The following is a 26,990-nucleotide window of genomic DNA, read 5'->3' as shown; positions in this document are numbered from 1 at the left end:
ATCGCTTCTTCCCCACGTTCTCCATGATGCTAGACATCCTCCCGGAGACCCCAGGTCCCCTGATCTCGGATGTCCGTCAAAACGGGGCAGGCCCAGAGCTCATGTGCTCCGGTCCTCCGCGACGACGCGAGGTGCGTCGTGGTGCACCCGAAGCGCAAGCGCCGGCCTGCGTGGAGGCGGCGGAGCCTCTGGTTCCGACATAGCCAGAACCAGAGGCCAGGCCAACCCACGATCGTCAGCTCGTGCCGCTCGGCTCAACGTGACAAGAGATCCACCGAAGGCCACAGAGCGAGAGCTGGTCGGCGTTTCCGGCTCCCGCGCGTAGTGCCCGCGGGGAAGTCTCCTGCGTTCGAACGGGACCGGAAGAAACTCCGCTACCAACACAACCGACGGGCACAAGCCCATCCATGTCTGCCGAGCCACGTCATCATCGGCGGGCGCGCCGCGACCGGTCTTCTTTAAGGCCGAGGAGCTGCGGTCCGAGATCCAGCAGCTGCCGACTACTGACAAGGAAGACATCCGGAAGCTGCTGAGCAAGATCCTTGATGATAGTTGGGGAGCCTCCCACCTGGTCGCTCGCACCAGCAGGCTTAGCGCCACCTTACGACGCCGTGACCGCCGTCGAGCGCGACGGGCCACGACCAATCTCCAGTTCCACGGCTGGGCGCTCGAAGGTTCTTGACAGTCACTCAACCGTTCGCGGACGCGGCCAACGGCTACCAAACCGCAACGACGTCCCGGAAAGATCGTCGCAGACCCAACTGCCGCCGGTTCGCCGCCGACGGCAGGAGTACACCCATCGTGACCGACGAACCTCGGCCAGCTAAGGGGATCAGGCGTGCCTGCTCACACGCTCCATGGGTCTGGACATGATCAAGCGGTTGCAATAGTCCCGCCTTCGCAGCCACGTGCGGCTCGACCTCAAGATCAGCACCAGGTCTGCTCAGCCGACGTTGGTGAGCTGAGGGAGTTTCGTCGAATGTCTTGTGCCACCTGGGCAAGGTCCCCGAGTATGTCACTGCGAGTCATCGCGCGCGGACGCGATGAGGTGGGGATTATTGCGTTAAGTGATAGGTGGGCATTGTGAGGGACGATGACACGGTCCTGAATGAGCAGGTGCGGTCAGCCTCTAGAGCCCATCCGGTTGAAGATAGCCTGAGCACCGACCAACGTGTGCTCGCGCGCGTGACGGATGGAATCTACCGAAGGCCTGCGTCAGCACTTCGTGAGCTGATCTCGAACGCCTACGACGCGGACGCCAGGCGAGTCACCATTCGCACAGAACGGCCTGATTTCGGACGCATCAGCATCGACGACGACGGCAATGGCATGTCGTCTGAAGCTCTGGTGCGGCTATTGAAGCACATAGGTGGCAGTACGAAGCGAACAGCTATGGGCGAGACGTTCAATGTAACGAGAAAAGGTGATCCAAATCTAAGCCCCGGCGGTCGGCCGTTGATCGGCAAGATCGGAATCGGTCTCTTTTCGGTCGCACAACTAACTCAGGCGTTTCAGATTGTCACCAAAGTGGCAGGGGAAAACCATCAAACGATTGCCTACGTAATCTTGCGCCAGTACGCGGAGTCGGTTACCAGTGACCCAGAAGCCAAATATGAGGCGGGCAAGTTCCGCATCTGGCGCGAGCGGGCAGAGGACACGCAGGCCCACGGAACCTCGATTACACTAACTGCAATTCGCCCGCAAACTCGGGAGAGTCTGCAGAGTAAGCAGAAGTGGTTAACGCTCCTTGCGCGGGCGAACGACGGGGGTACGCCAGTTGAGCTGCCGGAATACCACGTCGGGCGGATTGACCCCAGCAATCCTGACTTGCTCCAGCAGTTCGTCGAGGATGAGCCGGTCAGACTTCCGTGGAAGAAGGGTGCTGAGGGCTACGCCGCCATGGAAGGCATGGTGCAGGCTGTATGGAAAGCATATTCGGAAGAGGGCATCCAGAATCCAAGTGTCGAAAAGCTGTTCGACGAATACCTGGAGATGATCTGGACATTAAGCCTCGCGCCGCCGATCCGCTATATCGGAGGCCATCCGTTTGATCTCATGGGTGCCGAAAATCTTCGACTGTATCGGATCGATCCGAAAGGTGTAACGAGACTCGAATTCGACAATCGAACGCCGGTGCGGCAACTGGCGGGGCTCGGTAACAAGATCGTTGAACGATCGGACTTTGAGGTACAAATTGACGAAGTGTCTCTCAGTAGGCCGATCTATTTTGACCGATTCTTGCTAAGTAGTGCCACGCTGCAGGAGTCTTTGCTATTCGTTGCAAGCCATCGCGAAACGTTTCCGGGCATTGATGGTCGGATGAGCGGTGGGAATCTTGAGTTTCAAGCCTACGTGCTGATTAGTCCTAAGGTCGTTCCAACGGAACATCGTGGAGTGAAGATTAGGATTAACGATGCAAGTGGCATCCCATTCGATCCAACCTTCTTAAGCTTCCCGATCGCCGAGACGCAGCGGCTTCCGCGCATAACGTGTGAAATCTTTGTAACCGAAGGCCTGGACGGCGCGCTAAATATCGATAGAGAGTCGTTCAACTTTGCGCATGCGCACGTGAGGGCGCTTACTAAGTGGCTTCACTCAGCGCTCCGGAAGGTGATCGCCGAAGAGAAGCGCGTTGCGGCTTCGGCTCGACGTCAGCGTAGAAGTGTAGAAACGACTAGGTCTGTTGACGAGGTCAGGGAAATTGTCGAGGAGGTGCGTCGTCAGCGCCTCGGACCTGATCTAGACGACCCGCCGGCAGTTACCTTTGTTTCAAGCGGCAGATCTTCTAGCCAGCCTCCGGGGGCTTATCAGTATCCGCGAAGTGTCGTCGCCGCTGCGGGCGCCAACTATCAGGAGCGAGAGAATAAGGCAGTAGCCTTTGTAACCGCCATTACCCAAGTGCTTGACGCCTATGGACTTCTCGATGATCTTGCGCCAGAGGATCGCACCCTACTTCTCAAATCGATCAAGGAAATATCGGAAAAATTAGGATGAGAGGGGACTCGGAGATGAACGACGACGACTTTCCCCTAGTATCCTTCGAGTTTCCGGAAGTAGTTGAGTACCACTTCAAGCCGTGGCATCGCCCAAGGAAGCAGTATGTACGCGCCACAATCTGGGGTAGGTACATCGAAAGCCTAGTTGCTGCGATGGACCAGGATCGGCCAGTACGCTACTTCGGGTTACCTGGCGCCGATTTTCTCGACATCAGATACTTTCTCAACCAATTCTGCATTCCGAACGAACGGAAGATTCGATTCGTAGGATTCGACGCATCCACTCAGGAGGGCGATGACGACTTAGGGAGCACGCTGGCTGAGATGCATGCTTCCCTCGACGCGATTGCTGCTTCAGATTCGGCGACTGACAGCGCTGGCTCCCTTGCCTCGCTTCGTCGCTCACCAAATGTTGATCCACGATCCAAGGTGCTGCGGCGGCGACTGGAGAGTATCGCCGATATCAATTCGGTGGCACGCCGAATCTTTTTAGATGAAGAGCCTTTCGACATCGTCAACATTGACCTATGCGGGGGAATCTTCCCGAAACCCGACAATAAGGGTCAGTATGCAACTGAACTCTATGATGCGCTGCGCCAGATCTTCGGGCTTCAGAACCGCCATCATCGAAGCTGGCTCTTCTTCTTGACTATCCGTGTTGACGATCAGACGGTGCCGCATCAGATCAATGAGGAAATGGCCGAGTTGATCGAGAGCAACATGTCTAGCTCCGCCGCCTTCAAGCGTGACCTCGTCCGACTTTTTCCGCAACTTAGCCAGGACTTCGGTGCGGGTCGTCGACTGAATTCGTCGGAGATCATTGTCGGAATAGCTAAATGGCTGGTACGGCTAGGCGTTTCGAAAGGGATGGATTCTGAAATACTTGACGTAGCCGCATACAGAATATTGGATCGCTCCGGGCCACTCGATATGGCTACAGTTGCCTTCCGTTTCAGTCCGGTCATCGAGGTGCCGAGAGGCCGTGTGCCACTACGAGATGGGGCGCCGGTTAACGCCAACGAGGCGAAGTGGGCTGGCTCTATTCCTGCAAGCGTGAACAGTCTCGTCGATGTTGATGAACTTTTGGAGGAGTTGCCAGAGCTGAAACGTCGTGCTGCCGAAGAAACGGCGACGCTTTTGGCGGAGACCGGGCGATACACCCCGGAATCATATTTGGACTGGGTGGATTCTGGAGAAGGCTGGAAAGACGGATCTTAGAATGGCATTTATATCCGTCTCGCCACTTCGCACCGGTGATGTCGAGATCGTGTTGCTTGTGCGTGCCCGGCTGTGAAACTCTCTGCCGCTCGGTGCGGGGCCGGCGGGTGACGAGCATGCGACCAATGTTGATGGTGGTCAAGTGAGGTGATCTCAGCGAGGATTGGCGGCTGATTTGGACGACACGGGCATTACGTCCAATGTGGACGATGTTGGAAGAGGGCTGGGGCCCTCGGTAGGCAGTTCTCACCACAAGAACACCCGCCCACGGTGAGGACCCCAGTGATCGCCTATCGTGCCATGCTCGACGTCCCCAGGGAACTGGTCCACCACGTCGCCGGGCTCCTGCGCGCCGAGCGCCGCCGGCGCGGAACCCGGCGTGGAACCCGAGCGTTGACCTGCTGGTATCACGCTCTGCTGGTCCTGGTCTGGTACCGCAGACGCGAGGACCTGACCCTCCTCGCAGCCGGGTTCGGCGTGTCCCGCGCCACCGCCTACCGCTACCGCGACGAGGTCACCGCCGTCCTCGCCGAGACTGCACCCGATCTGCACGACGCGCTGTGCCGCGTCGCCGCCGACGGCTGGTCCCACGTGATCCTGGACGGCAAAGTGTTCACCACCGACCGATGCGCCCAGACCACCACCAGCGTCAAAGGCAAGACCATCGACGCCTGGTACTCCGGCAAGCACCGCAACTTCGGCGGGAACATCCAAGCGATCATGCGCCCGGACGGACTGCCGATCTGGACCGCACCAGTATCACCCGGGCACCTGCACGATCTGACCGTCGCCCGCCACCATGACGTCCTCGCCGCCCTGTACTGGGCGGCGTCACAGCTCGGCCTGCCAACCCTCGCCGACGCAGGCTACGAAGGCGCAGGCCACGGTGTGCACACCCCGATCAAACAACCCACCGACGGCAGCACCCTCGCCACCGACAACCGCGCCTACAACATCCTCCTGCGATCGATGCGCTGCCACGGCGAACGCGGCTTCGCACTCCTCACCACCCGCTGGCACGCCCTGCAACACACCACCGCCAGCCCAACCAGAATCGGCGACTTCGTCAAAGCAGCACTCATGCTCACCCACTTCGAGTACCGCTACCTGCCGACTTCTTGTTGAGATCACCTCAGTCAATGATCGCGAAAGACATCGACTCCACCCGGGTCGACATCACAATGTCAAGCTGGGGTAGGGCTCCGCTCTGGCGCTTCTTGCTATTCGCATGCCGTTTCACCGCGTCAGGCAGCATTGACAAGAGTCCGCTCCGTCCAGCGCCGCTCTCGATTCGGCACGGCAATGTCGATGCCATCCGATAGCGCAGCAGCAAGTCGCCTAGCAGATGCCCGTACAGGTAATTCAGCTTGTCGGCGTCTCCCGGTCCACCCGAGGTGTCGGTTCTGTCGGATGTTATCAGATACGCTCTGAAGGGAAGGTCGAATATTAGTTCACGAAACGGACCGGAAATTTCGATTGGGTCCGTTGATGCCTGGAACCCGTTCTTGCGGAACTGATCGAAGCTGGCAAGACCATGCAGGCTCCGTCGAGCGGATAGTCGACGGAAAAGCTCTAGAGTGCGTTGCTCAGTCTCCTCGGAATCGTGCTCGACTTCGATCGCGCCTACGATCAGCGGCTGTGTCGGCTGCCCTCGACCGGATTCAGTCACGTAGAGCTTTACGGGGCTTACAGCGTCAAGTGCCTGTGCGACGCCCAGTGATGCCGCTGGTCCGGCCGGGATCAGGCTCCTTCGTCTTGACGGCTTATGTTTCGGTCTGGCACGCCGTGTAGAGAGTGTCGTCGTCGACTGCTCGCTCGTTTCCGAACGGCTCACTGCCTTCAGGTTCAAATCCGCAGACGCAGTCTGACCAGGATCTGCTGCGACGCGATTCGGTGCCGTTCCAGCCTCTTCGGCGGCGATCCAGAGCAGTCGATATCTCTCTAGATCTCCGCCGAGGGCATCGACGAGCACTTCAAGGTGGCCCCACTTCGGATTCTTTTCACAGCGAAGCACTGCGGCAACCGTGGTATGGCTGATCGCCTGGCGAGTCTGGCGACTAATTTCCCGGTAACTAGGGTTCCCACTGTGCAGACGCAGGCGGCGGAGCTGCTCGCGAAGCGCCAGCAACGGATGTCCAGCCTCAAGGCCTGGTGTGATAATGCTTGGCTGCTTACCCATAGTGACAACCAGCATGTCGAAGGTGGCAAGAACTGTAAAGCAGCGATGTTCGTCGGATCGAAGACCTGGAGCGATGTGGAGCCGCTTGTCAGCCACTGGAGGACTTTGGGCGGCCGACGGCAAGTGTTGGCGCGCAACGTAAACGCAGGCCGGGAGCGGTCCATCGTGGATTGAGCAGCCCCGGTCGGGGCCGTGCCGCACAACGGTGGTCCGCGCCGCAACCCGGTCAAGTTCGCCGGCGCGGACCATCGCGGCGATCCCACTGCGAAGGGACCTTCCATGATGATGCCTGACCTGAGTGTCATTGCGCTGCTTACCGCAGGTGGCACTGCGGTACTCGCCGCTGTCTACCTCTGGTCGACCGACCCCGGGCGGCGGCGGCGTGCCTGGCAGTTGCTGAAGCTCTTCCTCGGGCGTTAAGGGTTTCGGCGCTGCTGATGGTGGCGAGATGCCCAGCAGGTACGCCACGCCTTCATGCACAACTCATGCACAGCCAGTGAGTCGAAGCTGGTTACGGTGAGATCAAGCGAGACGGCCGGCCGATAGAGGGGACGCCCGTTGGGCAGCGTTGCTGCTGCTCAGCGGGCGTTTCGGCAGATCACTTGCGGAGGGCGTGGGATTCGAACCCACGGAGACGCGGAACGCCTCACCGGTTTTCAAGACCGGCGCCATCGGCCACTAGGCGAGCCCTCCAGCGACTGCTAAGTGTGCCAGATGCTTGCTTGTCGGCGTGGGTCACCCACGTGGGGGACGTCGGTTGGCGGGGGTTAGGGGACCGGTGGGGGAACGCCTGGCGGTGAGTTCTGAGGGTGCCTGGGTGTTGGGGTCGCGGGGTGGGGGTGAGCTGCGCAAACTCGGTCCAGGGACCAGTGACGGGGGTACGGGGATGCACCTCTTCTTCAACGATCCACGGGTGGCGCATGTCACCAGGCATCGGGGGCGGTGGCGGTACGGGATGCGGGATCGGTGGGAGCGGCTGCCCTCGCTTGGGGGGATGGTGGCCGGTGGGGTGGGGGTGGCGGCGCTCGGGGTCATTGTCGCGGCGGCCGTCCATGTCCATGGGCCCGTCGGCGGGGGGATGGTCCTGCCGGTGGCTTCGCCTCGGGGTGGGGAACTCGGGGGAGTGGGCCGCTGGCGCTCGGGTCGGCGCCGGGGGACGCGGCGCCGGTGGTGGCGCGGACCGGGACACGCAGCGTGGACGTACACGTGACGGGGCAATCGCGGCGAGGGGCGGTCAATCGGGCGGAGAGCGTTGTCCTTGACCCGTGGCCGGGTGTGTCGGCCACTCCGGGCGCGGAGCCGAGCGCGAGCGCCTCCGAGAGCCCGAGTCCGGAGCCTAGTCAGAGCGAGGGCCCTAGCCAGGAGCCGGGTGATGAGCCCGGTACGGGGCAGTGGCACGGGCACCACGAGTGGCGGTCGTGGTGGGGCGGGCGATGATGGAGGCGTGCATGCGATCACGATCGAGCGGCCCGGCGGGCCCGAGGTGTTGCGCTGGACCGAGGTGGCGGATCCCGAGCCGGGGGCCGGCGAGGTACTGATCGAGGTGGCCGCGGCCGGCGTCAACCGCGCCGATGCGTTGCAGCGGCAGGGGAACTATCCGCCGCCGAAGGATGCGCCGCCGTACCCGGGGATGGAGGTCTCCGGGCGCATCCGGGCGGTTGGTGACGGGGTGCACGGCTGGCGGGCCGGGCAAGAGGTCTGTGCGCTGATCAGTGGGGGTGGGTACGCCGAACTCGTGACGGCCCCCGCGGGGCAGGTGCTGCCGGTGCCCGAGGGGGTGGACCTGCGGGACGCGGCGGGGCTGCCCGAGGTGGCGGCGACCGTGTACTCCAACGTGGTGGACCTCGCGCGGCTCAAGCCCGGGGAGACGCTGCTCGTGCACGGGGGAGGGAGCGGGATCGGCACGTTCGCCGTACAACTGGGGAAGGCACTCGGCGCGAACGTCGTGGCGACCGCTCGGCCGGCCAAGCACGAGAGGCTCCTGGGGCTCGGGGCCGATCGGGTCGTGGACTACACCAGCGAGGACTTCAGTGACGGGCTGCGGGCCGACGTGGTCCTCGACATCATGGGTGGCAGCTACTTAAAACAAAACATCGACGTGCTGAATGTGGGTGGGCGGCTGGTGGTCATCGGGCTGCAGGGTGGGCGGCGCGGGGAGCTCGACCTGGGGCAGTTGCTGGCCAAGCGGGCGCTGGTGGCGGGTACGACGCTGCGGGCGCGGCCGGCGGCGGAGAAGGCGGCGATCATGCGCGGGGTGCAGGAGGGGGTTTGGCCGCTGATCTCGCAGGGGCGGATTCGGCCGGTGATCCACTCGACCTTTCCGATGGGGGACGCCGGGCGGGCGCACGAGCTGCTCGAGTCCAACGAGCATTTCGGGAAGATCCTGCTCACTGCCGGGTGAGGATCACCGGGCCCGGGCCCTTCGCGGCCAGGCTGTCGTCCGTGTTGACGAGGTTGCAGCTGCGCAGCGACAGGCAGCCGCAGCCGATGCAGCCGGTCAGGGTGTCGCGGAGACGTTCGAGGAGCTCGATCTGCTCGTCTAGGTGGGTGCGCCAGCCGGCCGACAGGCGGGCCCAGTCGGCCTTCGTCGGCGTGCGGTTGGACGGCAGAGAGGCGAGGGCCTCCTTGATGGTCTCCAGCGGTACGCCGACCTGAGCGGAGATGCGGATGAAGGCCACCCGTCGCAACTCGGTGCGGTCGTAGCGGCGCTGGTTGCCGGTAGTGCGCGTGGAACGGATGAGGCCGAGCTTCTCGTAGAAGCGCAGCGCGGAGGGCGCCACCCCGCTGCGGGCCGAGAGCTCGCCGATCGTCAGGCGCGACGGGTCGGCTTGCGTACGCGTTCCCGGGACAGAATCCACAGCGCCTCGACGCCGTCCTTCCACGTGATCTTCTTGCCCTCTTCGCGGGTGCGGGCCCGGTAGGAGATCGGCACCTCGAACGGCCGATGGCGGTTGCGCAGGAGCTTGCCGGTGACCTCCGCCTCCATGCCGAAGCCGGCCGAGCGGACCTGCAGCGAGCGGTACAGCGCGACCGGCATGAGCTTGAAACAGGTCTCGAGGTCGCCGAGGTAGCAGTTGTACAGCATGTTGGCGGCGGTGGTGACCGCGCGGTTGCCCATGACATACCAGAACGAGAAGGAGCTGTGGCTGCCGAAGGTCCGGTTGCCATAGACCACCGTGGCCCGCCCGTCGAGCACCGGCTCGAGCAGGCGCGGGATGTCCTGCGGGTCGTACTCCAGGTCGGCGTCCAGGATGACCATGTAGTCGCCGGTCGCGCTCTGCACCGCGGTGCGGATGGCCGCGCCCTTGCCCTTGTTGCGCGGGTGGACGACCACGTTGAGCCGCTCGTCGGTGAACTCGCGGAGGATCTCGGCGGTGCGGTCGCGGCTGCCGTCGTCGACGATCACGAGCTCGATCTCGGTTGGGTAATCCACGTCGAGAGCCTGCTTGACGGCCTCGGCGACGCGTTTTTCCTCGTTGTAGACCGGCATCAGGATCGACAGCTTCATCGCGAACTCCGGGATTTCAGGTTGAGTCACCAGAGTAACGCTCGGTCACTTGGCCGTGGGGTGCCGTTGGGCTGCGGCTGGGGCGTTCAGGCGGTGCACAAAGCAACGGCGGTGCACAAAGCAACGCGCTCGGATCACCGGGGGGTGACGATCCGAGCGCGTTGCGGAAAGAAGCGTGTCGGTTGGCGGTGGGGGGTGACGCGATGTACTGTCTGCGTCAGTCGCCTTGGCGTTGAGTGGGAATCTGGCCCTGGAGCAGGGCCCGCACCTCGGACTCGCGGTAGCGCCGGTGCCCGCCGAGCGTGCGAATGGCGCTCAGCTTGCCCGCCTTCGCCCAACGGGTGACGGTCTTCGGGTCGACGCGGAACATCGACGCGACCTCAGCCGGCGTTAGCAACGGCTCAGGTTCATGCGTGCGAGATGGCATCGGTCACTCCTCCACAGGTACCCAGGAACGTCGGACGGGGTCCCGCCGGCCGACGCGTTTCCTATGGTCCGGCTAGTCCCCGATGTCCGACATGGGCCGAACGGCTGAAGGTCCCTGTATGGACGGATGATGAATAAGTGAATTTTCCCATTTTGACGGCGCAAAATGGGATAAAGGGTGACTCGCGACGACGGAGGGTGAGCGACTAACCACGAATCTAGCTCACTCTCCGGGGTGATGGTACCCCGCAAATGTCTTCCAATTAGGCATAACGGACACACGTCGGGTGCGATTCGGTTGCTGAGGGTGACACCCATTCGGGTGGGTGACGAACCGGACATTCATCTGCATCGAAATCTGAACTCGGGTTCGCGTGACCGGGGTGCCGCCGCTCCCGTCAGCGAAGCCAGAAGCGGTGCCAAGGGCCGCGGCCTGTGGCTGCGAAAGACCCGAACGTCGCCCACGTCCACCCGCGAGGCGCGCCCATTCCGGCGAACGGGGCGTAAGTCAAGGAGGCGGTTTCAAAGGAACGTTGCAACACCTGACTTGATCAGGGGTCGCCGTGTTCGAGATCCGGGATGATCGTCGCCCGCAGGGTGTGCGGACGGGTGAGTCGTGTCGGCGCCCGACATTTCGCGCCAAACGGGAAGCTAGTTGCAGCGCTCCAGCAGCTGCACGGCCCGCCAGCGATCGACCAGGCGCTCGTACACCTCGGTGGCCGCGTCCGCGTCCCCCCGGGCCACGTTCGACAACCCCGCCGAGACCAGCCCCGGCGAGTCGTCGGTGGCCAGCGCGTCGTCCGACATGAGGTTGACCAGGCCGCCGTAGTCCAGTTCCACGATCGAGCGCGAGTGGAACTCCTCCAGCCATCGCGCCGTCTCCTCCACGGCCACCGTGATCGGCGCGTCCCCTATGGCCCGCCGCAGCACCGCGTACGCCCGATGGGCCCGCCGCCGGGCCTTCGAGATCTCGGTCCGGTAGCGCAGGACCCGCCGCCCGGGGCGGAGGGACAACTCGCGCTCCTCCAGGTCGACGAAGACGAACCAGCGCAGCGGCACTCCCCAGGTGGCCACCTGCTCGTGGACCCGGGGAAGGCCCCGCTCCAGCACGTGGTCCCCGCTGCGCCAGTCGTCGACGATGGTCTGGGCGAGGCCGGCGAGCACGGGAGGTACGAACGCGTCGGCGATGACGCTGGGAACCCCGTCGCGGGCGGTCAGCGCCGCCTCGGCGACCCGGATGCGCAGGTTCCACGGGCAGACGAGCAGCGTGTCGTCGGCCTCCAGGACGTAGGCCTCGTCCGGAAGGGCGGGCAGACGGGTCCAGCCGGCGCCGAGGGCCTCCAGCACGGCGGTGCGCTGGCGGCCGGGGCCGTCGGAGAGCGCGACCGCGCGGCCCTCCTTGACGTAGCGGCGCCAGTACAGCTGATCGTCGCGGTCGAAGGCGGCCAGCGGTTCGTACACCCGCAGGTATGACGCGAAGAGCGACGGCACGGCCCGATCGTCCCACGAAACGCCGCCCAGGTGCGAAGGCGCCCTCGATGAACGGCCGTGTCCGGGGGTTAGGGTCGGTCTACCGCACGCCGTGCGCGGGCCGGCTCACGAGGCCGGGCCGTCAAAGTCGCTTCCAGGAGCAGCCATGGGCGTCTTCTCCAGCCAGCACGAACAGGTCGTGTTCTGCCACGACCCGCATTCCGGCCTACGGGCCATCATCGCCGTGTACTCGACGGCCCTCGGGCCCTCGCTCGGCGGCACCCGCTTCTATCCGTACGCCTCCGAAGAAGAGGCGCTGCACGACGTCCTCGAACTGTCGCGCGGCATGGCGTACAAGAACGCCCTCGCCGGCCTCGACCTCGGCGGCGGCAAGGCGGTCATCTGGGGCGACCCGGAGAAGGACAAGAGCGAGTCCCTCTTGCGCGCCTACGGGCGGTTCGTGCAGTCGCTGGGCGGGCGGTACTACACCGCGTGCGACGTCGGGACGTACGTCCAGGACATGGACATCGTGGCGAAGGAGACCCGCTTCGTCACCGGCCGCTCCGAGTCGCACGGCGGGGCAGGGGACTCCTCGGTGCTGACCGCCTACGGCGTCTTCCAGGGCATGCGGGCCGCGGCCGAGCACCGCTGGGGCACGCCGTCGCTGGCCGGCCGCCGGGTCGGCATCGCGGGCCTGGGCAAGGTCGGCAAGCACCTGACCCGGCACCTGCTGGAGGACGGGGCGGCCGTGGTCGCCACCGACGTCTCCGAGCGGGCCCTGGACTGGGCGCGCGCCACCTACCCGCAGGTCGACCTGGTCGGCAGCAACGACGAGCTGGTCGCCTCGGCGATCGACGTCTACGCGCCGTGCGCGCTCGGCGGGGCGCTCAACGACGACACGGTCGCGGTCCTGCGGGCCAAGGTCGTGGCCGGGGCGGCCAACAACCAGCTGGCCCACCCGGGGGTGGAAAAGCTGCTGGCCGAGCGGGGCGTCCTCTATACCCCCGACTACGTCGTGAACTCGGGCGGGGTCATCCAGGTGGCCGATGAGATCGAGGGCTTCAACTTCGCCCGCGCGAAGGAGCGGGCCGGGCGAATCTACGCCACCACGAAGCAGATCCTGCAGGTCGCGGAGGCTGAGGGGGTGCCTCCTGCGCTCGCCGCGGATCGGCTCGCCGAACGGCGGATGGCCGACGTCGGCCGGCTCCGTACCATCTTGGTGTAGAACATGCACGGGGCCCGTCGCGGGCGTGACGACCCTACGACCATGTGGTGCTTACCCGACTGGACCGGTCGGGTAAGCAACGCCACCGAAATGGTCGGCAGGGGCGAGATGCCGAAAGGTGCCCGCGACATGTACCGTAAGAGCCACGAGAGATGCCTGACGTTGTCGGGGCCTGCCGGTAATGGCTGCCCCGTAATTCTGTGCGAGGGGGTCGAGCCATGGGGCGCGGCCGTGCGAAGGCCAAGCAGACTAGGGTGGCCAGGGAGTTGAAATATCACTCACCCAACACCGATCTCGAAGCGTTGCAACGCGAGCTCGCGACGGGTAGCCCTAAGTCAAGCGACGACTACGCCGAGTACGACGGAGTCGACGAAGAGGCTGACGACGAGAACGACTACAACGACCCCTCCAGCGACAGTGATTGGCGCTCACGGGGTCGTTGACCACCGGTCAACCCGGCTCACGGGCACGTGGACAACCACGTGCCCGAGTCGTGTTCACAGCACCCACACGGTGGCCGTTCTCTCGACGGCTCGCCATGCGGGTGTCCTGACGTAGCCACCGCCGTCCCCTTGGCCGGCGGTGGCTGGCGCGTGCGACACGGGACGACCCTCAACGGGGACGGTTGTTCCAGTTGTAGAACGTCGGGATGTTCTCGAAGTGGTTCCAGGCGCAGACGGCGCTCGTGCCGTCCTGTCCGCTCGCCTCCGCGCGGGCGGCCCTTGCCGCGGCAGCCTCCTCGAGCAACACACGAAGACCGTCGGCGGCTCCGTGGACGCGCTCGGTGACCGGGTCAGCGTGCTCCGGCATGGTCCAGCACTCCCTCCAGAAGGCGAATCTTGCTGTTCCGGCAGTGGTTCGTCTCTGTGCCGTCGAACCTGCCGTGCTCGAAGTAGCGGTTGGCCGCGTGCGCGCCGCCGCAGAACCCGAAGTACGGGCAGCTCGTGCGGCACGCCTCGACCCCCCGCAGATACTCCGGCACCCACCCCGCCGAGGTGGCCGCGCCGGACAGGATCGTCGACAACGGGGTGTGCAGGACGTTGCCGGAGGAGAAGTCGCCGTACCGCGGATCGGTGAAGCCGGCGAGCTCGGGGGAGAGCAGGAAGACCCGGCCGTCCGCGGCGATGGTGGGGATGGGGTCGAGGGCGCCCGGCAGGATGTCGTCGGCCGTGCCGGAGAGCACCGCCCCGGCGTACCGGAGCGTCCATTCGATCTCGCGGACGTGAATGCGCGGGTCGAGCCGCCACGCCGCCACCAGCTCCGCCCAGAAGGTCCGCACGGCGTCGTCGGCGAAGGCGTTAACCCGCGCGTTGACGCCCTCCTGCTCCTCGATGTTGATCCCGAGGACGTCGCAGCCGAGGCCGAGGAAGTACTCGTACAGCCGGGCCGCCAGCCCGGGGCGCGGGCGCGCGACAACGCAGAGTGCCGAGAAGGGCACACCGTGCCGCTGGAGCGTTTCGACGCCGTGCATGATGTGGCGGTACGCCGGGGAGCCGCCCCGGTTCACCCGCTCGTAGTTGAGCTCCTCGGGCCCGTCGACGCTCACGCTGACCCGGACCCGGTGCTCGGCGAAGAACTCGCACCACGCGTCGTCGATCAGCGTGGCGTTGGTCTGCACATGGTGCTCGACGCCCTCGAACGGGGCCATGAGCTCGGCGAGCGCGGCCCGGCCGGCCGCCAGGGGCTCGCCGCCGTGCCAGACGACCGAGAAGCGCTCGTCGGCCGCCGCCCAGGGGTTCACCGACTCGGCGACGGCGGCGGCCACGGCGGGGCTCATGCGGTCGTTGCGCGAGCGGAAGGGCAGGTAGCAGTACGTGCAGTCGAGATTACACAACGTCGTGGGCTGCAGCACGACATAACCCGGGATTTGCGAGATGCCCCGCATGCCGTTCCACGACACCGCCCCGTCCTCCTTTTGGGTGTAGGGACGTGTCGCTTTAGCCTAGGTCCATCCCCGCATCGCGGTAAGCCCCGGTTGATCGAATACGCCAGAGTTTCGCCAACTTCGCGTATTCCGACACCTGGAGGCAACGCGCGGGGAGGCCGCGCCGCTTGTTCAACGACGCGGCCACCCAATTAGCCGCGCGTGTGGGAGCCGACCATCTGCACCGTGCCGGTGCCCTCGATGACCTCGCCCACCTGCCAGGCGTCCAGGCCGCGGCCGGCCAGGAAGGCCAGCGTCCGGTCGGCGTCCTCGGCGGAGACCACGGTGAGCATGCCGATGCCCATGTTGAAGGTGCTCTCCATCTCCGAGTCCTCGATGCGCCCCTTGGTGCGCACGAGCTCGAAGATGGGCTGCGGCCGCCAGGTCGAGCGGTCCACGACGGCGTCGACGTGCTCGGGCAGCACGCGGACCAGGTTGCCCGGGACGCCGCCGCCGGTCACGTGCGCGAACGCGTGGATGTCGGCCTCCTTGATCAGGTCGAGGCAGTCCTTCGCGTAGATCCGGGTCGGGGTGAGCAGCTCCTCGCCGAGGGTCCGCTGCTTGCCGAACTCGTCGATGACGCTGTCCAGCCGCATCCGGCCGGCGCCCAGCAGGACGTGGCGGACCAGGGAGTAGCCGTTGGAGTGCAGGCCGGTGGAGCGCAGCGCGATGACCACGTCGCCGACCTCGACCCGGTCGCGGCCGAGGATCGCGTCCTCCTCCACGACGCCGACGCCGGTGCCGGAGATGTCGTACTCGTCCGGGCGCATCACCCCGGGGTGCTCGGCGGTCTCGCCGCCCAGCAGTGCGCAGCCCGCGTAGCGACAGCCGTCGGCGATGCCGGCGCCGATCTCGGCCACCCGGTCCGGCACGACCTCGCCGCAGGCGATGTAGTCGAGCAGGAACAGCGGCTCGGCCCCGCACGCGACCAGGTCGTCCACGACCATGGCGACGAGGTCGATGCCGACCGTGTCGTGGATGCCCATGGCCTGGGCGATCGCGAGCTTGGTGCCGACGCCATCGGTCGAGGAGGCGAGGATCGGGCTCTTGTACTTCTTGAGGTCGAGCCGGAAGAGCCCGGCGAACCCGCCGATGTCGCCCATCACCTCGGGCCGGTGGGTCCGGTGCACCTTGGTGCGCAGCAGCTCGACGGCCTGCTCGCCGGCGTGGATCGACACACCCGCGTCCGCATACGTCACGGTCTTGCGGCGACCCCGGCCGTTGCCGGCGGTCCACAGCTGCCGCTCGGGGGTGCTGCCCTGGCCGGTCTCTCCGGCCCTCTCGGCGCGCTCATCCACGTGCGTCACTTTCTCCCCTTTGATGTGCCTTGCGGCGGCGGGTACCGCTCCATGTTTCGGGTAGGCGGTCACGGGCGCAGCAGCGCGCCCGAGCCGCCAACACTGGCGGCCACGTTGGGCTGGCCGCCATCCGTTGTGGTCGGCGCGGCCCCCGCAGCGCGCGCGACACCTTCCAGGACGTGCTTGCCGATCACGTTGTCGGCCGGAAGGTCGATCGGGTACTGCCCGTCGAAGCACGCGCTACACAGCCGCGTTGCCGGCTGCTCCGTCGCGGCGATCAGCCCGGGCAGCGACACGTAGCCGAGCGAGTCCGCGCCGATCGAGCGCCGGATGCCCTCGATGTCGAGGCCGTTGGCCAGCAGCTCCGCGCGGGTGGCGAAGTCGATGCCGTAGAAGCATGGCCACTTGACCGGCGGCGAGGAGATCCGCACGTGCACCTCGATCGCGCCGGCCTCGCGCAGCATGCGCACGATCGCGCGCTGGGTGTTGCCGCGCACGATCGAGTCGTCCACGACCACCAGGCGCTTGCCGCGCACGTTCTCGCGCAGCGGGTTGAGCTTCAGGCGGATGCCGAGCTGGCGGATGGTCTGGGACGGCTGGATGAAGGTGCGCCCCACGTAGGCGTTCTTGATGAGGCCGTGCCCGAACGGGATGCCCGACTCGGTGGCGTAGCCGATGGCCGCCGGCGTGCCGGACTCCGGCACCGGGATGACCATGTCGGCCTCGACCGGGTGCTCCTTGGCCAGCGTGCGCCCGATGGCGACGCGGGCGGCGTGGACGTTGCGGCCCGAGATGGTGGTGTCGGGGCGGGCCAGGTAGACGTACTCGAACAGGCACCCCTTCGGGTCGGGGGTGCCGAAGCGGGAGGAGCGCAGCCCGTGCTCGTCGATCGCGATGAGCTCGCCCGGCTCGATCTCGCGCACGATGCTGGCGCCGACGATGTCCAGCGCCGCGGTCTCGCTCGCCACGACCCAGCCGCGCTCGAGGCGCCCGAGCACCAGCGGGCGCACGCCGTTGACGTCGCGCGCCGCGTAGAGGGTGTCCTCGTCCATGAAGACGAAGCTGAACGCGCCGCGCAGGGTTGGCAGCACCTCCAGCGCGGCGGCCTCGACCGACAGGTCGGGGCGCGCGGCGAGCAGGGCCGTCACCAGCGCGGTGTCGTTGGTGGAGTTGATCGCGTCGGGCTCCACGTCGGGCAGCTCGGCCACCCGCCGGGCCAACTCGGCGGTGTTGACCAGGTTGCCGTTGTGCGCGAGCGCGATCGTGGTGCCGGCGCGGTCGCCGCGGCCCCGCGTCGAGCGCAGCGTCGGCTGGGCGTTCTCCCACGTCGAGCCGCCGGTGGTGGAGTAGCGCGCGTGGCCGATCGCGATGTGGCCGCGCAGGCTCGCCAGGGTCGGCTCGTCGAAGACCTGGGACACCAGGCCGAGATCCTTGTAGACCACCACACCGGATCCGTCGGACACCGCGATGCCGGCCGCCTCCTGACCACGGTGCTGCAGCGCATACAGCCCGTAGTAGGTCATCTTCGCGACCTCTTCGCCCGGCGCCCAGACGCCGAACACACCGCACTTGTCCTGGGGACCTGGACGCTGGGGGTCGAGCTCGTGGCTCAACCGGCCATCGCCTCGGGGCACGTGCCGCTCCTGTCGTCGCAGTTGCCGGGGTGGCTGAAGTGTCGGTGGCGGGGTGGGGTGTGTCTGGAAGATGTACGCGGCCTGAGGGAATGGTTTCGGCCGGCTTGCTGGTCGACGCCGCTGGCTTGGGTCGTCGTCGCGGGAAACAGTGTACGCGAGGTTTCGGGCATGACGCAGAGCCACAATTCGCGTGCGGTTCGTAGGCAGTGTGCCCGACGGTTTGCCCAGTCACAAGGGCAGATAGGGCGATAAATCCGCCCGAACCCCGCTCGCGCGGATCTTCCCGGCCGTGACGGCTTCATGCCACGATTTCCGACCCGTGGCGATCTCGATCCACGTGGTCGGGTCGGTCTCCACGACGTTGGGTGGCGTACCTCTCGTGTGTCTCGGCCCCTCGATGCACTGAATCGCGCCGTACGGAGGAATTCGCACCTCCACCGAACGGCCAGGGGCGCGTGCCCGCAGGTCAGCGAGGAGCTCGCGGACGGCGTCGCGCAGGGCGGAACGGTCGGGATCCGCTCCGCCGTTCAGGGCATCAAGGACGTTTTGCACCGTGTCGGAATATCGGTGCGGACTGGACATACGCGGACGATACGACCAGCTTGAGTCGACACGCAACACATCGCGGGTTTCGCCGACCCCTGCGGACAGGGCATAGTTTGCTGCGGCGCACCATGCAAGGCGAGTCTCGCTCGCATGTTGGACCATAGACGGACATGCTCGGCAGCGACGCTCGGGTGAACGTCAAGATCCGGAGGGGTGTGGACGTGACTGCGCACCGACGAGCCCTGCTGCTCAGGGCGGGGACCATGGCCGTGCTGGCGGGGGGCGCCCTGGTCAGCATCGCAACACCGGCCATCGCCGCCCCCGGCGGTGCCAACGTCGAGGTGGTCAATTCGCCCAGTGTCCAACTGACGGTAGGCGGCGGCTCGCAGACCGTCAATGTGCAGATCAAGAACAAGGGCGACGACGTCGCCAAGGACACTCAGCTGACGATCGACCTCCCCGGCGATCTGGGCCTCACGATCTCCAGCAAGCCCAGCGGCTGCAACGGCAGCGGCACGCACCTCGACTGCACGATCAGCAGCGACATCGGGCCGGGGGAAACGAAGAACCTGCCGGTCGGCGTGCAGCCACCCGCGCAGAGTTCGATCCCGGCCGGCCAGCAGCAGAACGGCACCGGCGGCCAGGTGATCATCACCAGCCAGGGCAGCGACACGAAGGCGTTCAACGTCACGCTGAAGGCCCCGGCGGCCGCCCCGACGACGACGGCCGCGGTCGCGACGGTGACCGAGGTCTCCGGCCAGATCACCGACTCCTCGACGGGCAAGGGCATCAAGGGCGCCACCGTCGTGCTCGAGGACGGCAACGGCAAGAGCCGTCAGATGACGACCTCCGACAGCGGGGCGTTCAAGTTCACCGGCACCGAGACCAACCCGATCGCGCCCGGGACGCTGAGCATCACGGCTGGCGCGAACGGCTACGACAACTTCAACAAGCAGGTGACCGGCACCGCCGGCAAGGCCACCACCAAGGTGAACCTGGGCCTGCCGCTGCTGGCGGAGTCGCAGCCGGCCCCGCCGCCGCCCAGCGCCAATGACCTGACCCAGAGCCAGTCGACGGGCGGCGTGGCGCCGCCGAACACCCAGACCAACAACGCCTCGGACAGCAGCGGCAGCGGCGGCGTCTCCTGGATCCTGATCGCGCTCGGCGTGCTGCTGGTCGGCTTCGGCATCGTGGCGATCGTCCTGCTGCTGCGCCGCCGGGGCGACGACGATGACGAGGGCGACGAGGACGCCGGCCCGCGCCGCCCCGGCCCGCCCGGCGCCCGGCCCGGCTACCACCCGCAGGCCGACCCGACGATGGTCGCCGCGATGGGCCCGGCCGCGACGATGGTCAACCGCGGGGGCAACAACGACGCCACCGCGATCGTTCGCCCGTCCCAGGTGTTCGACGACGTTCCTCCGGACCCGTACGGCGCGCCCCCGCCCCCCGCGGGCGGCTACCTGCCGGCCGGCGGCTACAACGACCGTGCGGGCTTCGCCGGTGGCGGCAACGGCCCGTCCTCGCGCCCCCCGGTCGACCCGTACACCCCCGACTACAACAACGGCTCCGGCGGCGGCGCCTACGGCGAGGCCACCCAGCGCTACGAGCCGGGCGCCGGCGGCGGTGGTTACGGCGGCAACGGCTACGACGGCCCGTCGGCCGGTGGTGGCTACGCCTCCGGCGGCCCCGGCGCGGGCGGCCAGCGCGGCGGCTACGACGGCCCGCCGGCGACGGTGGGTGGCTACAACGGCGGCGGCGCCCAAGGCGGCCAGGGCGGCTACGGCCCGTCCTCCGGGGGCCCCTCCGGCGCGGGCGGCTACGGCGCCAACGGCTACGACGGCCCCTCGGCGGGCGGCGGCTACGACCAGCGCGGCGGCTACGACGGCCCCTCGGCGGGCGGCGGCTACGACCAGCGGGGTGGCTACGACGGCCCGGCCGCGGGCGGCGGCTACGACCAGCGCGGTGGCTACGACGGGCCCTCCGCGGGCGGCGGCTACGGCGCCGGCGGCCAGGGCGGCGGCTACGAGGACCGCGGCGGCTACGGCCCGGCCGGCCAGGGCGGCTACGGCGGCCAGGGCGCGGGCGGCCCGCAGGGCGGCTACAACGACGCCGACTACGGCCCGGGCCCCAGCGCCGGCAACGGCTACGGCCCGTCGGCTGGCGGCGCCCAGGGCGGCGGCGACGGCCCGTACGCGGGTCGCGGCGGCTACGAGCCCCGGGGCGGCTACGAGCCGGCCGCGGGCTACGAGCGCGACGGCTACGAGCGCGTCCCGGAGCCCCCGCGGGCCGGCAACGGCTACAGCGCTGGCGGCGGGGGTGGCGGGGGCGAGTACGAGCAGCGCGGCGGCTACGGCCCGAGCGCGGGCGGCGGCGAATACGACGACGCCCGGCAGCGCGGTGGCAACCGGCGGTCGCTCGACTGGCTGGACGACTGACCCGCACCGCACAAGGCGTTGAACGGGAGAGCCACGCGGCTCTCCCGTTTTCGTTTGCGGCGCCCCGGCAACCGGCGAGCGGTGAGCGGTGAGCGGGGCGGTCAGCGACTCAGTCGTCCTCAGACCGCTCGCCCCCCTCGGGCAGGACGGCGGCCTCCGGCGGATCGCGGAGGCCTTCAGAGGCTGAGTAGGTGGCCGAACTCGGCGTGCAGGGTTTGGCCGGTTTCGGCGGCGGTCGATGCCAGGGAGAGCCTTCGGAAGGCCGACGGTCTCAGGTCCGGGCGGGCCTCCTCCAGCGTCGCCCAGCGCAGGCCCGTGAGCTCGTCGGCGGCGGGGGTGAGCGCGAGGCCGGCCGGGTCGAGCACGCCGCCGTCGAAGACGAACTGCACCTGGTCGCTCCACGGGCCACGGCCCGGGGTCCAGTCGACGAGCAGGAGGCGGCCGGCCGGGCGGTCCAGGCCGATCTCCTCGCGGACCTCGCGGGCGCAGGCGGCGGACGGGGGTTCGCCGGCCTCCACGATGCCGCCGGGGATGTCCAGGTACGGCTTGTAGTTGGGCACCACGAACAGCACCCGGCCGGCCGGGTCGCGGATCAGGGCTCCGGCGGCGACGGTCTTGTGGGCCATCCGGCGGGCGATGCCGGGGTTGAACTCGCGCTCCGGCTCGCCGTCCAGGGCGAAGTCCTCGCTGAAATCGCTCATCGCCGAGGATTCAACTCCTGAGGTGCCCGGGGCGTCCATCCGCACCCCTGCGCGATGCTGTCGAAAGAAGCAGGCCTTTAATGCCCGCGAATGCAACAGGTCGTGCAGACCTTCGGGGTGGGCAGCGTAAAGGCGAGGCAGCAGGTCCGCCGCTGGATATCGAGCCCACCGCCGGCCCGCTCGGTCAGGTCGACCAGATCGTCGGCGTCGAGCGCGGTCAGGAGCCGGTGCGCGATGTCCATCGTCGGGCCGGGCAGCGAGTCGGCCGCGCGGGACAGGCCGTGGGCGACCCCGGAGGCGACCGAGCCCCACAGCGTGCGCCGGCCGAGGCGGGCCCGCTGGCGCACCTCCTCGAGCAGCGGCTCGAGGTGCGCGTCGACCAGCGATCGGCGCAGCACGCCCAGCAGCTCGGCCTCGTCCTCGACGATGAGCAGGCCGGGGGCGTCGGTGGCGACGATCGGGTCGGTGGCCACCACCGCGGTCACCGGGGCGCGCAGGCCCAGGGTCAGGAACGGCTGGCGGTCGGTGTAGCGGACCAGCACGTGGTCCGGGGTCATCAGCGGCACGCGGCGGGACGCGGCGAAGCCCAGCACGGCCGGCAGGGCCAGCCAGTACGAGTAGCACTTCCAGGCCAGCGCGGCGGCGGCGTGCGGCTGCGCGCTCCACCGCCGGGCCGCGGTCGCGAGCAGGTCGTCGACGTCGAGCTCGGCCGCCGGGCGCCAGTCCGGGCCGCCGGCCCCGACCAGTCCGGGCACCAGCCCCTGGAGTGAATCTTCGCCGTGGCGGTGCCGCAGCGCGCCGAGGGTCGCGACCACCGGCGCCAAGGGCTCGACGCCCTCGCGGCTGATGAGCGCGGTCACGTTGGGTCGCCGACCTGGGCGAGGGGCACGCCGCACCGACCGAGAGGCCCGTGCCTGCGACTGGTGCTCACCACCATTGCGTACCCCCAGATGTGCTCGCCAAGCGCCCACGATACAGCGATTAGGTAAGGCTAACCAGGTTAGCCCTGTCATCCTTCGGCGCCCCGATGTCGTAACGTAGCGTTACGGCTTCGGCGGCAAGGGGTAAGCGAAAGAGGTTGATCAATACCGATCAAGCGGTGGTGTCAACCATTTTGTCAGGAATCTGTCGGGCCGACATGGTCAACAGCCGGACTCGGGGACACTAACCGGACAGGGGCCGTCTCCCTGTAGGGCTGGGCCGGATATGACCACGAGCGACCCCTCTCCCGTGCAGCGGGCGTCGGAGACGTTCGTCGCCGAGTTCGCTCGGTGGCGCGTCGAGCGTGGCATGTCGAAGAAGCAGTTGGCCGCCGCCATGGGCTTCGACGCCTCCTACGTGAGCCACGTCGAGGCGGGCCGCCACCGCCCGACCGAGGACTTCGCCCGCCGGGCCGAGGCCATCCTGCAGAGCGGGGGCCAGGTCTGGCAGCGGTACAAGGAGTACGACGAGCTGCGGGCCACCGCGCGCAGCCGGGTCGGGGTGCCGGGGCGGGACCCGCCGGTGCCCGACCAGTGGCTGCCGCCCGGCACCGGGCTCGTGGTGGAGAAGGAGACCGCCCGGCTCTCGTACGTCGACGGGAAGTACCGCTGCACGGTCCGCCGCGCGCTGTACAACGCCGGCACGGAGCCGATCACGCGGTACCTCGTGCGCATCTCCGTCGACCGCTACCCGGACGATCCGGCGCGCTCCAACCGCCACCACCACGACCACCCGCTGTCGCTCGAGGAGCTCTCGCTGGTCGCCTCGTGCGCCGGTGAGCCCATGGAGTGGCGGGCCAAGACCGACCGCGACACGCTCAAGGAGCTCTGGCTGCTCTTCGAGAACGCGCAGGGCCGCTTCCCGCTGTACCCGGGGCAGCGGACCACCATCGCGTACTCGTGGCACATCGGCATCGACAAGTGGGGCAACTGGTTCGAGCGGGCCATCCGCCTGCCCACCCGAGCCCTCACCGTCGAGGTCGAGTTCCCGGCGCGGATGCGGCCGGTGGTCTGGGGCGTGCAGACGTCGCTGTCGGCCGAGGAGGTGCCGCTGCGCACCCCGATCACCCAGGAGCTGTCCGAGGACGGCCGCGCGGTCTTCTCCTGGCATACTGAGGCGGCCACCCTGCACGACTACTACCGGCTCGAGTGGCGCTTCCGGGGCAACCGACCGGAGGGGGCCGTCGAGGAGTCGGACGACGACTGGACCCAGTTGTCCGCGTCGCCTGGTCTGGGTCGATCCGAGCGAAGCCCCATCGAGCCAGACCTGGCGTAATGGAAGGCGGGCCGTCACCGGCGGCCCGCTTCTCCACCGTTAGGCCTTCGCCAGCTTCAGAGCGCCCGGCTCGACGTGGTCGACGCACAGCACGCCGCTGAGGTGGTCCACCTCGTGCAGCACGTCGCGGGCCAGCCGCCCGCGGTCGAAGGTGGCGACCGCCTCGTCGCCGGCCAGCGTCAGGTAGCTGATCACGGCGGTGCGGGGCCGGCGCAGCGTGCAGCGGAAGTCGAAGAAGCTCAGGCAGCCCTCGGTGGTCTCCTCCCAGTCCTGCCGGTGGGCCGGCCCGACCTCGATCACCTGCGGGTTGATGAGCACCAGCTGGGGCGCGCCGGCGGCCCGGAAGACGGCCATCGAGCGCGGCTCGCCGATCTGGGGCGCGGCCAGGCCCATCGCGCCGGTGGTGAAGTCGTGCACCCGATGCACCGCGTCGGCGACGGCGTTGAGCCGCTGCAGGATCCGCAGGGCCTCGTCGCGCTCCTCGGGCAGCCGGAACGGGCGGGTGGCGGTGGTGAGGACCGGGTCACCCAGCTGCACGATCCCCAGCGCGGCCATCACCTCGCTGGCACGGCGAGAGCGCAGGCCCTGCGGGTGGGGGGCCTGATCGGGGACGGTCTTGCGGTCGTTGGCCACGTCACTGGTCATCGCTGCTCCTCAGGGGCGGGTTGCCGAATCGCCACGGGAATGGCCGCGAGCCGGGCGTGCAAAAAACCGCGGTCTGGCGGGACCGCGGCGCGAAGAATCGTACGGCTCGATGGTTGGAAATACGTCGGCCCGGCTCGCCGCCATCTACCCAGTGTGAATGGTGCAGAGCCGGGTGTGAACCCCTTTAGGTCTCGCTGAACATGAATGAATGAGTGCGATTCTTTTACGCGTTTACTCCAGTTCCCCGCCGGCGGAAAGGTACGCCCCCTCCTGGCGGCGGACGAAGCTCGGCCCGCGCGGTGCGGACCTGACGATCGGACAGGGTCGCCGCGGGCACCTCCGGATTGCCGCGAACGCCGTGTGCTCACCGTGGCATCGCGATGGCGGGAGGTGGCCGGACGGCCGGTGTGACGGCGCCGTTCGAGGGAGGCGGACCGTGGCGTGGCAAGCCCCGGGGACCGGCGCGTCGTCGGGAATATCGGCCCCGCACACGCCGAGTCGCACATCCTGTGCGATGCGTGGTCATCGCAGGTGATGACGCTGATTCGCAGACGGAACCCACGTTGACCGCGAAGGGCACCGATGAGCAATCTGTCGCGATTACTGAAGGAGAGTTGGACACTCGTCGAGGAACAGCAGGACAAGCTCGCCGGCTACTTCTACGCGCGCATGTTCCTCGACAACCCCCAGCTGCGTGACCTGTTTCCGGTACAGATGGACGTACAGCGCTCCCGCCTGCTGAACGCCATCGTTACGGCCGTGCAGACGGTCGACGACCCGGATCGGCTCGACGAATACCTTCGGGCGCTCGGCCGGGACCACCGAAAGTTTCACGTGCAACCCGAGCACTACGACACGATCCGCGACGCGCTCATGGAGGCGCTGCGCACGTACGGCGGTGACCAGTGGACCCTCGAGTTCGACCAGGCCTGGCGCGACGCCTACGCGGTCATCTCGGCCAAGATGATCGAGGGGGCCGAGGCCGACGCCGCCAACCCGCCCTACTGGCACGCCGAGGTGCTCCACCACGAGCGCCGCAGCCGCGACATCGCCGTGCTGACCTGCCGGCCGATGCAGCCGCTGGAGTACCGCGCCGGCCAGTACGTCAGCGTCGAGACCAGGCTCCAGCCGCGGCTGTGGCGCGCCTACTCCGTCGCCAACGCGCCCCGCAAGGACGGTTCCCTCGACTTCCACGTCCGGGCGATGGGCGCCGGCTGGGTCTCCTCCGCCCTGGTCCGCCGGGTCCAGCCGGGCGACATGATCCGCCTCGGCTCCCCGATGGGCCAGATGACCCTCGACCGCCGCTCGACCCGCGACATCGTATGCGTCGCCGGCGGCACCGGCCTGGCCCCGATCAAGGCGCTCATCGAGGAGATGACCCGGGCCAACCGCACCCGCTGGGTCCACGTCTTCTTCGGTGCGAGGGACCGCGACGACCTCTACGACCTGGCCTGCCTCAACCGCCTGGCGGCCCGCTACCCCTGGCTGTCGGTGGTGGCCGCCACCAGCGCCGACCCCGACTTCGCCGGCGAGCACGGCAACATATCCGACGTGGTCGGCCGCTACGGCCCCTGGCGCGACCACGACTTCTTCGTCTCCGGCTCGCCGCAGATGGTCCGCGCGACCATGCGCACGCTCGCCGAGATGCAGGTTCCGGCCATCCGGATCAAGTACGACTCCCTCAGTGGCAGCTGAGTGCGGGCGGGCCGTCGTGGTGCGTGACGGCCCGCCCGCGCTCGCGGCTCGGCCAAGTACGCTTTCGCCGTGATCGAAAGGCGGGCCCTGCGGTCCGAGATCCTGCTCGTGCTGGGTGTGTCGCTGGGTGCCTCGGCGGTCTACTCGATGATCAGGATCATCGACCGGCTCACGTACGTCGCGCCGCTGTCCCAGCAGACCGCGACGCTCAACCCGACCGTGGTGGCCGACCGGCCCTGGCTCGACCTGATCTACCAGCTCTACTACATCGCGAGCCCGCTCATTCCGGCGCTGCTCGCCGTACACCTGCTGCGCCGCGACCACGACCCGCTCGACATCGGCCTGGACCGCGCCCGCCCGCTCGGCGACCTCTGGCGCGGCGCCGCCCTGGCCGCGCTCATCGGCCTGCCCGGCCTCGGGCTGGTGTGGGCGGCCCAGCAGCTCGGCATCAGCGCGAGGATCGTGCCGGAGGCGCTGGGCACCCACTGGTGGTCCGTGCCGGTCCTGATCCTCTCGGCCGTCGAGAACGGCGTGCTCGAAGAGGTCGTCATGATCGGCTACCTGCTGACCCGGCTGCGCGAGCTGGGCTGGGCCGCCTGGCCGGCCATCGTCACCAGCGCCGTCATCCGCGGCTCCTACCACCTCTACCAGGGCTTCGGCGGCTTCATCGGCAACTTCGTGATGGGCCTGGTGTTCGGGTACTTCTTCCGCCGCACCGGCCGGGTCATGCCGCTCATCGTCGCCCACTCGATCCTCGACATCGTCTCCTTCGTCGGCTACGCGCTGCTCAAGGATCATCTCGGTTTCTTAAGTTAGGGCAAATCCGGACAATTA

At 67.6% G+C, this 26,990-nt stretch carries 22 protein-coding genes, 1 tRNA gene and 1 pseudogene; 10 read left to right on the top strand and 14 right to left on the bottom strand.

Annotated elements, in window-relative coordinates; translation table 11 throughout:
- Positions 1-1,083: 1,083 nt before the first annotated feature.
- The 3 genes from AB0M46_RS27435 to AB0M46_RS27425 all read left to right on the top strand — a co-directional run bounded on the left by AB0M46_RS27435 (position 1,084) and on the right by AB0M46_RS27425 (position 5,339).
- Positions 1,084-2,994: an ATP-binding protein gene (locus AB0M46_RS27435; protein WP_363340391.1), complete on the top strand. Its 1,911-nt coding sequence runs from the start codon at positions 1,084-1,086 to the stop codon at positions 2,992-2,994.
- A gap of 14 nt (positions 2,995-3,008) precedes the next feature.
- Complete coding sequence (locus AB0M46_RS27430; protein ID WP_363340389.1) at positions 3,009-4,214, top strand: hypothetical protein; 1,206 nt, start codon at positions 3,009-3,011, stop codon at positions 4,212-4,214.
- A 282-nt stretch (positions 4,215-4,496) separates the two neighbouring features.
- The gene (locus tag AB0M46_RS27425; protein WP_363340387.1) at positions 4,497-5,339 is read left to right on the top strand and encodes a transposase family protein; all 843 of its coding nucleotides are present in this window, start codon (positions 4,497-4,499) and stop codon (positions 5,337-5,339) included.
- A 7-nt stretch (positions 5,340-5,346) separates the two neighbouring features.
- Here AB0M46_RS27425 and AB0M46_RS27420 read toward each other — a convergent pair whose 3' ends face one another.
- Together AB0M46_RS27420 and AB0M46_RS27415 are read right to left on the bottom strand one after the other, a co-directional pair.
- A complete protein-coding gene (locus AB0M46_RS27420) occupies positions 5,347-6,489 on the bottom strand; it encodes a hypothetical protein (protein WP_363340385.1) in 1,143 nt (380 codons plus the stop codon).
- Positions 6,490-6,998: 509 nt separating this feature from the next.
- Positions 6,999-7,086, bottom strand: a tRNA-Ser gene (locus AB0M46_RS27415).
- Between the two features lie 751 nt (positions 7,087-7,837).
- Between AB0M46_RS27415 and AB0M46_RS27410 the strand changes: the two genes are divergently transcribed.
- Complete coding sequence (locus AB0M46_RS27410; protein WP_363340383.1) at positions 7,838-8,794, top strand: NAD(P)H-quinone oxidoreductase; 957 nt, start codon at positions 7,838-7,840, stop codon at positions 8,792-8,794.
- Here the strand turns inward: AB0M46_RS27410 and soxR are convergent.
- From soxR to AB0M46_RS27390, 4 genes are all read right to left on the bottom strand, one after another.
- Positions 8,781-9,251: a redox-sensitive transcriptional activator SoxR gene (gene soxR / locus AB0M46_RS27405; RefSeq protein WP_363340381.1), complete on the bottom strand. Its 471-nt coding sequence runs from the start codon at positions 9,249-9,251 to the stop codon at positions 8,781-8,783. The genes AB0M46_RS27410 and soxR overlap by 14 nt on opposite strands.
- A complete protein-coding gene (locus AB0M46_RS27400; protein WP_363340403.1) occupies positions 9,203-9,901 on the bottom strand; it encodes a glycosyltransferase family 2 protein in 699 nt (232 codons plus the stop codon). The genes soxR and AB0M46_RS27400 overlap by 49 nt, the downstream gene beginning before the upstream one ends.
- 217 nt (positions 9,902-10,118) lie before the next feature.
- Positions 10,119-10,328, bottom strand: coding sequence for a BldC family transcriptional regulator (locus tag AB0M46_RS27395; RefSeq protein WP_344610657.1), 210 nt, complete (start codon positions 10,326-10,328; stop codon positions 10,119-10,121).
- A gap of 650 nt (positions 10,329-10,978) precedes the next feature.
- Positions 10,979-11,818, bottom strand: a complete 840-nt coding sequence (locus AB0M46_RS27390) for a hypothetical protein (protein WP_363340379.1) — start codon at positions 11,816-11,818, stop codon at positions 10,979-10,981.
- A 145-nt stretch (positions 11,819-11,963) separates the two neighbouring features.
- Here AB0M46_RS27390 and AB0M46_RS27385 point away from each other — a divergent pair, with 145 nt between their 5' ends.
- Together AB0M46_RS27385 and AB0M46_RS27380 are read left to right on the top strand one after the other, a co-directional pair.
- Positions 11,964-13,022, top strand: a complete 1,059-nt coding sequence (locus AB0M46_RS27385) for a Glu/Leu/Phe/Val dehydrogenase dimerization domain-containing protein (protein ID WP_363340377.1) — start codon at positions 11,964-11,966, stop codon at positions 13,020-13,022.
- A 218-nt stretch (positions 13,023-13,240) separates the two neighbouring features.
- A complete protein-coding gene (locus AB0M46_RS27380) occupies positions 13,241-13,465 on the top strand; it encodes a DUF3073 domain-containing protein (protein ID WP_363340375.1) in 225 nt (74 codons plus the stop codon).
- 169 nt (positions 13,466-13,634) lie between these two features.
- On the opposite strand, the gene amcA is transcribed toward AB0M46_RS27380, so the two are convergent.
- From amcA to AB0M46_RS27355, 5 genes are all read right to left on the bottom strand, one after another.
- On the bottom strand, positions 13,635-13,832 hold the full coding sequence (amcA, locus tag AB0M46_RS27375) for a multiple cyclophane-containing RiPP AmcA (protein WP_363340373.1): 198 nt from the start codon (positions 13,830-13,832) through the stop codon (positions 13,635-13,637).
- Positions 13,816-14,907, bottom strand: a complete 1,092-nt coding sequence (gene amcB / locus AB0M46_RS27370) for a cyclophane-forming radical SAM peptide maturase AmcB (protein WP_363340401.1) — start codon at positions 14,905-14,907, stop codon at positions 13,816-13,818. The genes amcA and amcB overlap by 17 nt, the downstream gene beginning before the upstream one ends.
- Before the next feature lie 191 nt (positions 14,908-15,098).
- Complete coding sequence (gene purM, locus AB0M46_RS27365) at positions 15,099-16,253, bottom strand: phosphoribosylformylglycinamidine cyclo-ligase (RefSeq protein WP_363340371.1); 1,155 nt, start codon at positions 16,251-16,253, stop codon at positions 15,099-15,101.
- A 59-nt stretch (positions 16,254-16,312) separates the two neighbouring features.
- Positions 16,313-17,878, bottom strand: coding sequence for an amidophosphoribosyltransferase (purF, locus tag AB0M46_RS27360; protein WP_363340369.1), 1,566 nt, complete (start codon positions 17,876-17,878; stop codon positions 16,313-16,315).
- A 228-nt stretch (positions 17,879-18,106) separates the two neighbouring features.
- Positions 18,107-18,460 carry a sterol carrier family protein gene (locus AB0M46_RS27355; protein WP_363340367.1) on the bottom strand — a complete coding sequence of 118 codons (354 nt, stop codon included), beginning with the start codon at positions 18,458-18,460 and terminating at the stop codon, positions 18,107-18,109.
- A gap of 185 nt (positions 18,461-18,645) precedes the next feature.
- Here AB0M46_RS27355 and AB0M46_RS27350 point away from each other — a divergent pair, with 185 nt between their 5' ends.
- Positions 18,646-20,859, top strand: a complete 2,214-nt coding sequence (locus AB0M46_RS27350) for a carboxypeptidase-like regulatory domain-containing protein (protein WP_363340365.1) — start codon at positions 18,646-18,648, stop codon at positions 20,857-20,859.
- Between the two features lie 176 nt (positions 20,860-21,035).
- On the opposite strand, the gene AB0M46_RS27345 is transcribed toward AB0M46_RS27350, so the two are convergent.
- Both AB0M46_RS27345 and AB0M46_RS27340 read right to left on the bottom strand, forming a co-directional pair.
- Positions 21,036-21,560 (bottom strand): NUDIX hydrolase, encoded by a 525-nt coding sequence (locus AB0M46_RS27345; protein WP_363340363.1) that lies wholly within the window; start codon positions 21,558-21,560, stop codon positions 21,036-21,038.
- Between the two features lie 77 nt (positions 21,561-21,637).
- On the bottom strand, positions 21,638-22,420 hold the full coding sequence (locus AB0M46_RS27340; protein ID WP_363340361.1) for a hypothetical protein: 783 nt from the start codon (positions 22,418-22,420) through the stop codon (positions 21,638-21,640).
- A 346-nt stretch (positions 22,421-22,766) separates the two neighbouring features.
- Here AB0M46_RS27340 and AB0M46_RS27335 point away from each other — a divergent pair.
- A pseudogene (locus AB0M46_RS27335) lies at positions 22,767-23,720 on the top strand (helix-turn-helix transcriptional regulator); the annotation flags it as partial.
- Positions 23,721-23,855: 135 nt separating this feature from the next.
- Here the strand turns inward: AB0M46_RS27335 and AB0M46_RS27330 are convergent.
- Positions 23,856-24,461, bottom strand: coding sequence for a peptide deformylase (locus AB0M46_RS27330; RefSeq protein WP_363340359.1), 606 nt, complete (start codon positions 24,459-24,461; stop codon positions 23,856-23,858).
- A 582-nt stretch (positions 24,462-25,043) separates the two neighbouring features.
- On the opposite strand from AB0M46_RS27330, the gene AB0M46_RS27325 reads away from it, so the two are divergent.
- Positions 25,044-26,156: a globin domain-containing protein gene (locus AB0M46_RS27325; protein ID WP_363340357.1), complete on the top strand. Its 1,113-nt coding sequence runs from the start codon at positions 25,044-25,046 to the stop codon at positions 26,154-26,156.
- A 69-nt stretch (positions 26,157-26,225) separates the two neighbouring features.
- A complete protein-coding gene (locus tag AB0M46_RS27320) occupies positions 26,226-26,972 on the top strand; it encodes a CPBP family intramembrane glutamic endopeptidase (protein WP_363340355.1) in 747 nt (248 codons plus the stop codon).
- The last annotated feature ends 18 nt before the right edge of the window (positions 26,973-26,990 follow it).

It is taken from the genome of Dactylosporangium sp. NPDC051485 (assembly GCF_040682015.1).
In the GTDB taxonomy this organism is placed as follows: Bacteria; Actinomycetota; Actinomycetes; order Mycobacteriales; family Micromonosporaceae; genus Dactylosporangium.
Note: the sequence above shows the minus strand (reverse complement) of the source record. Positions and strands in the feature narration are given on the sequence as shown.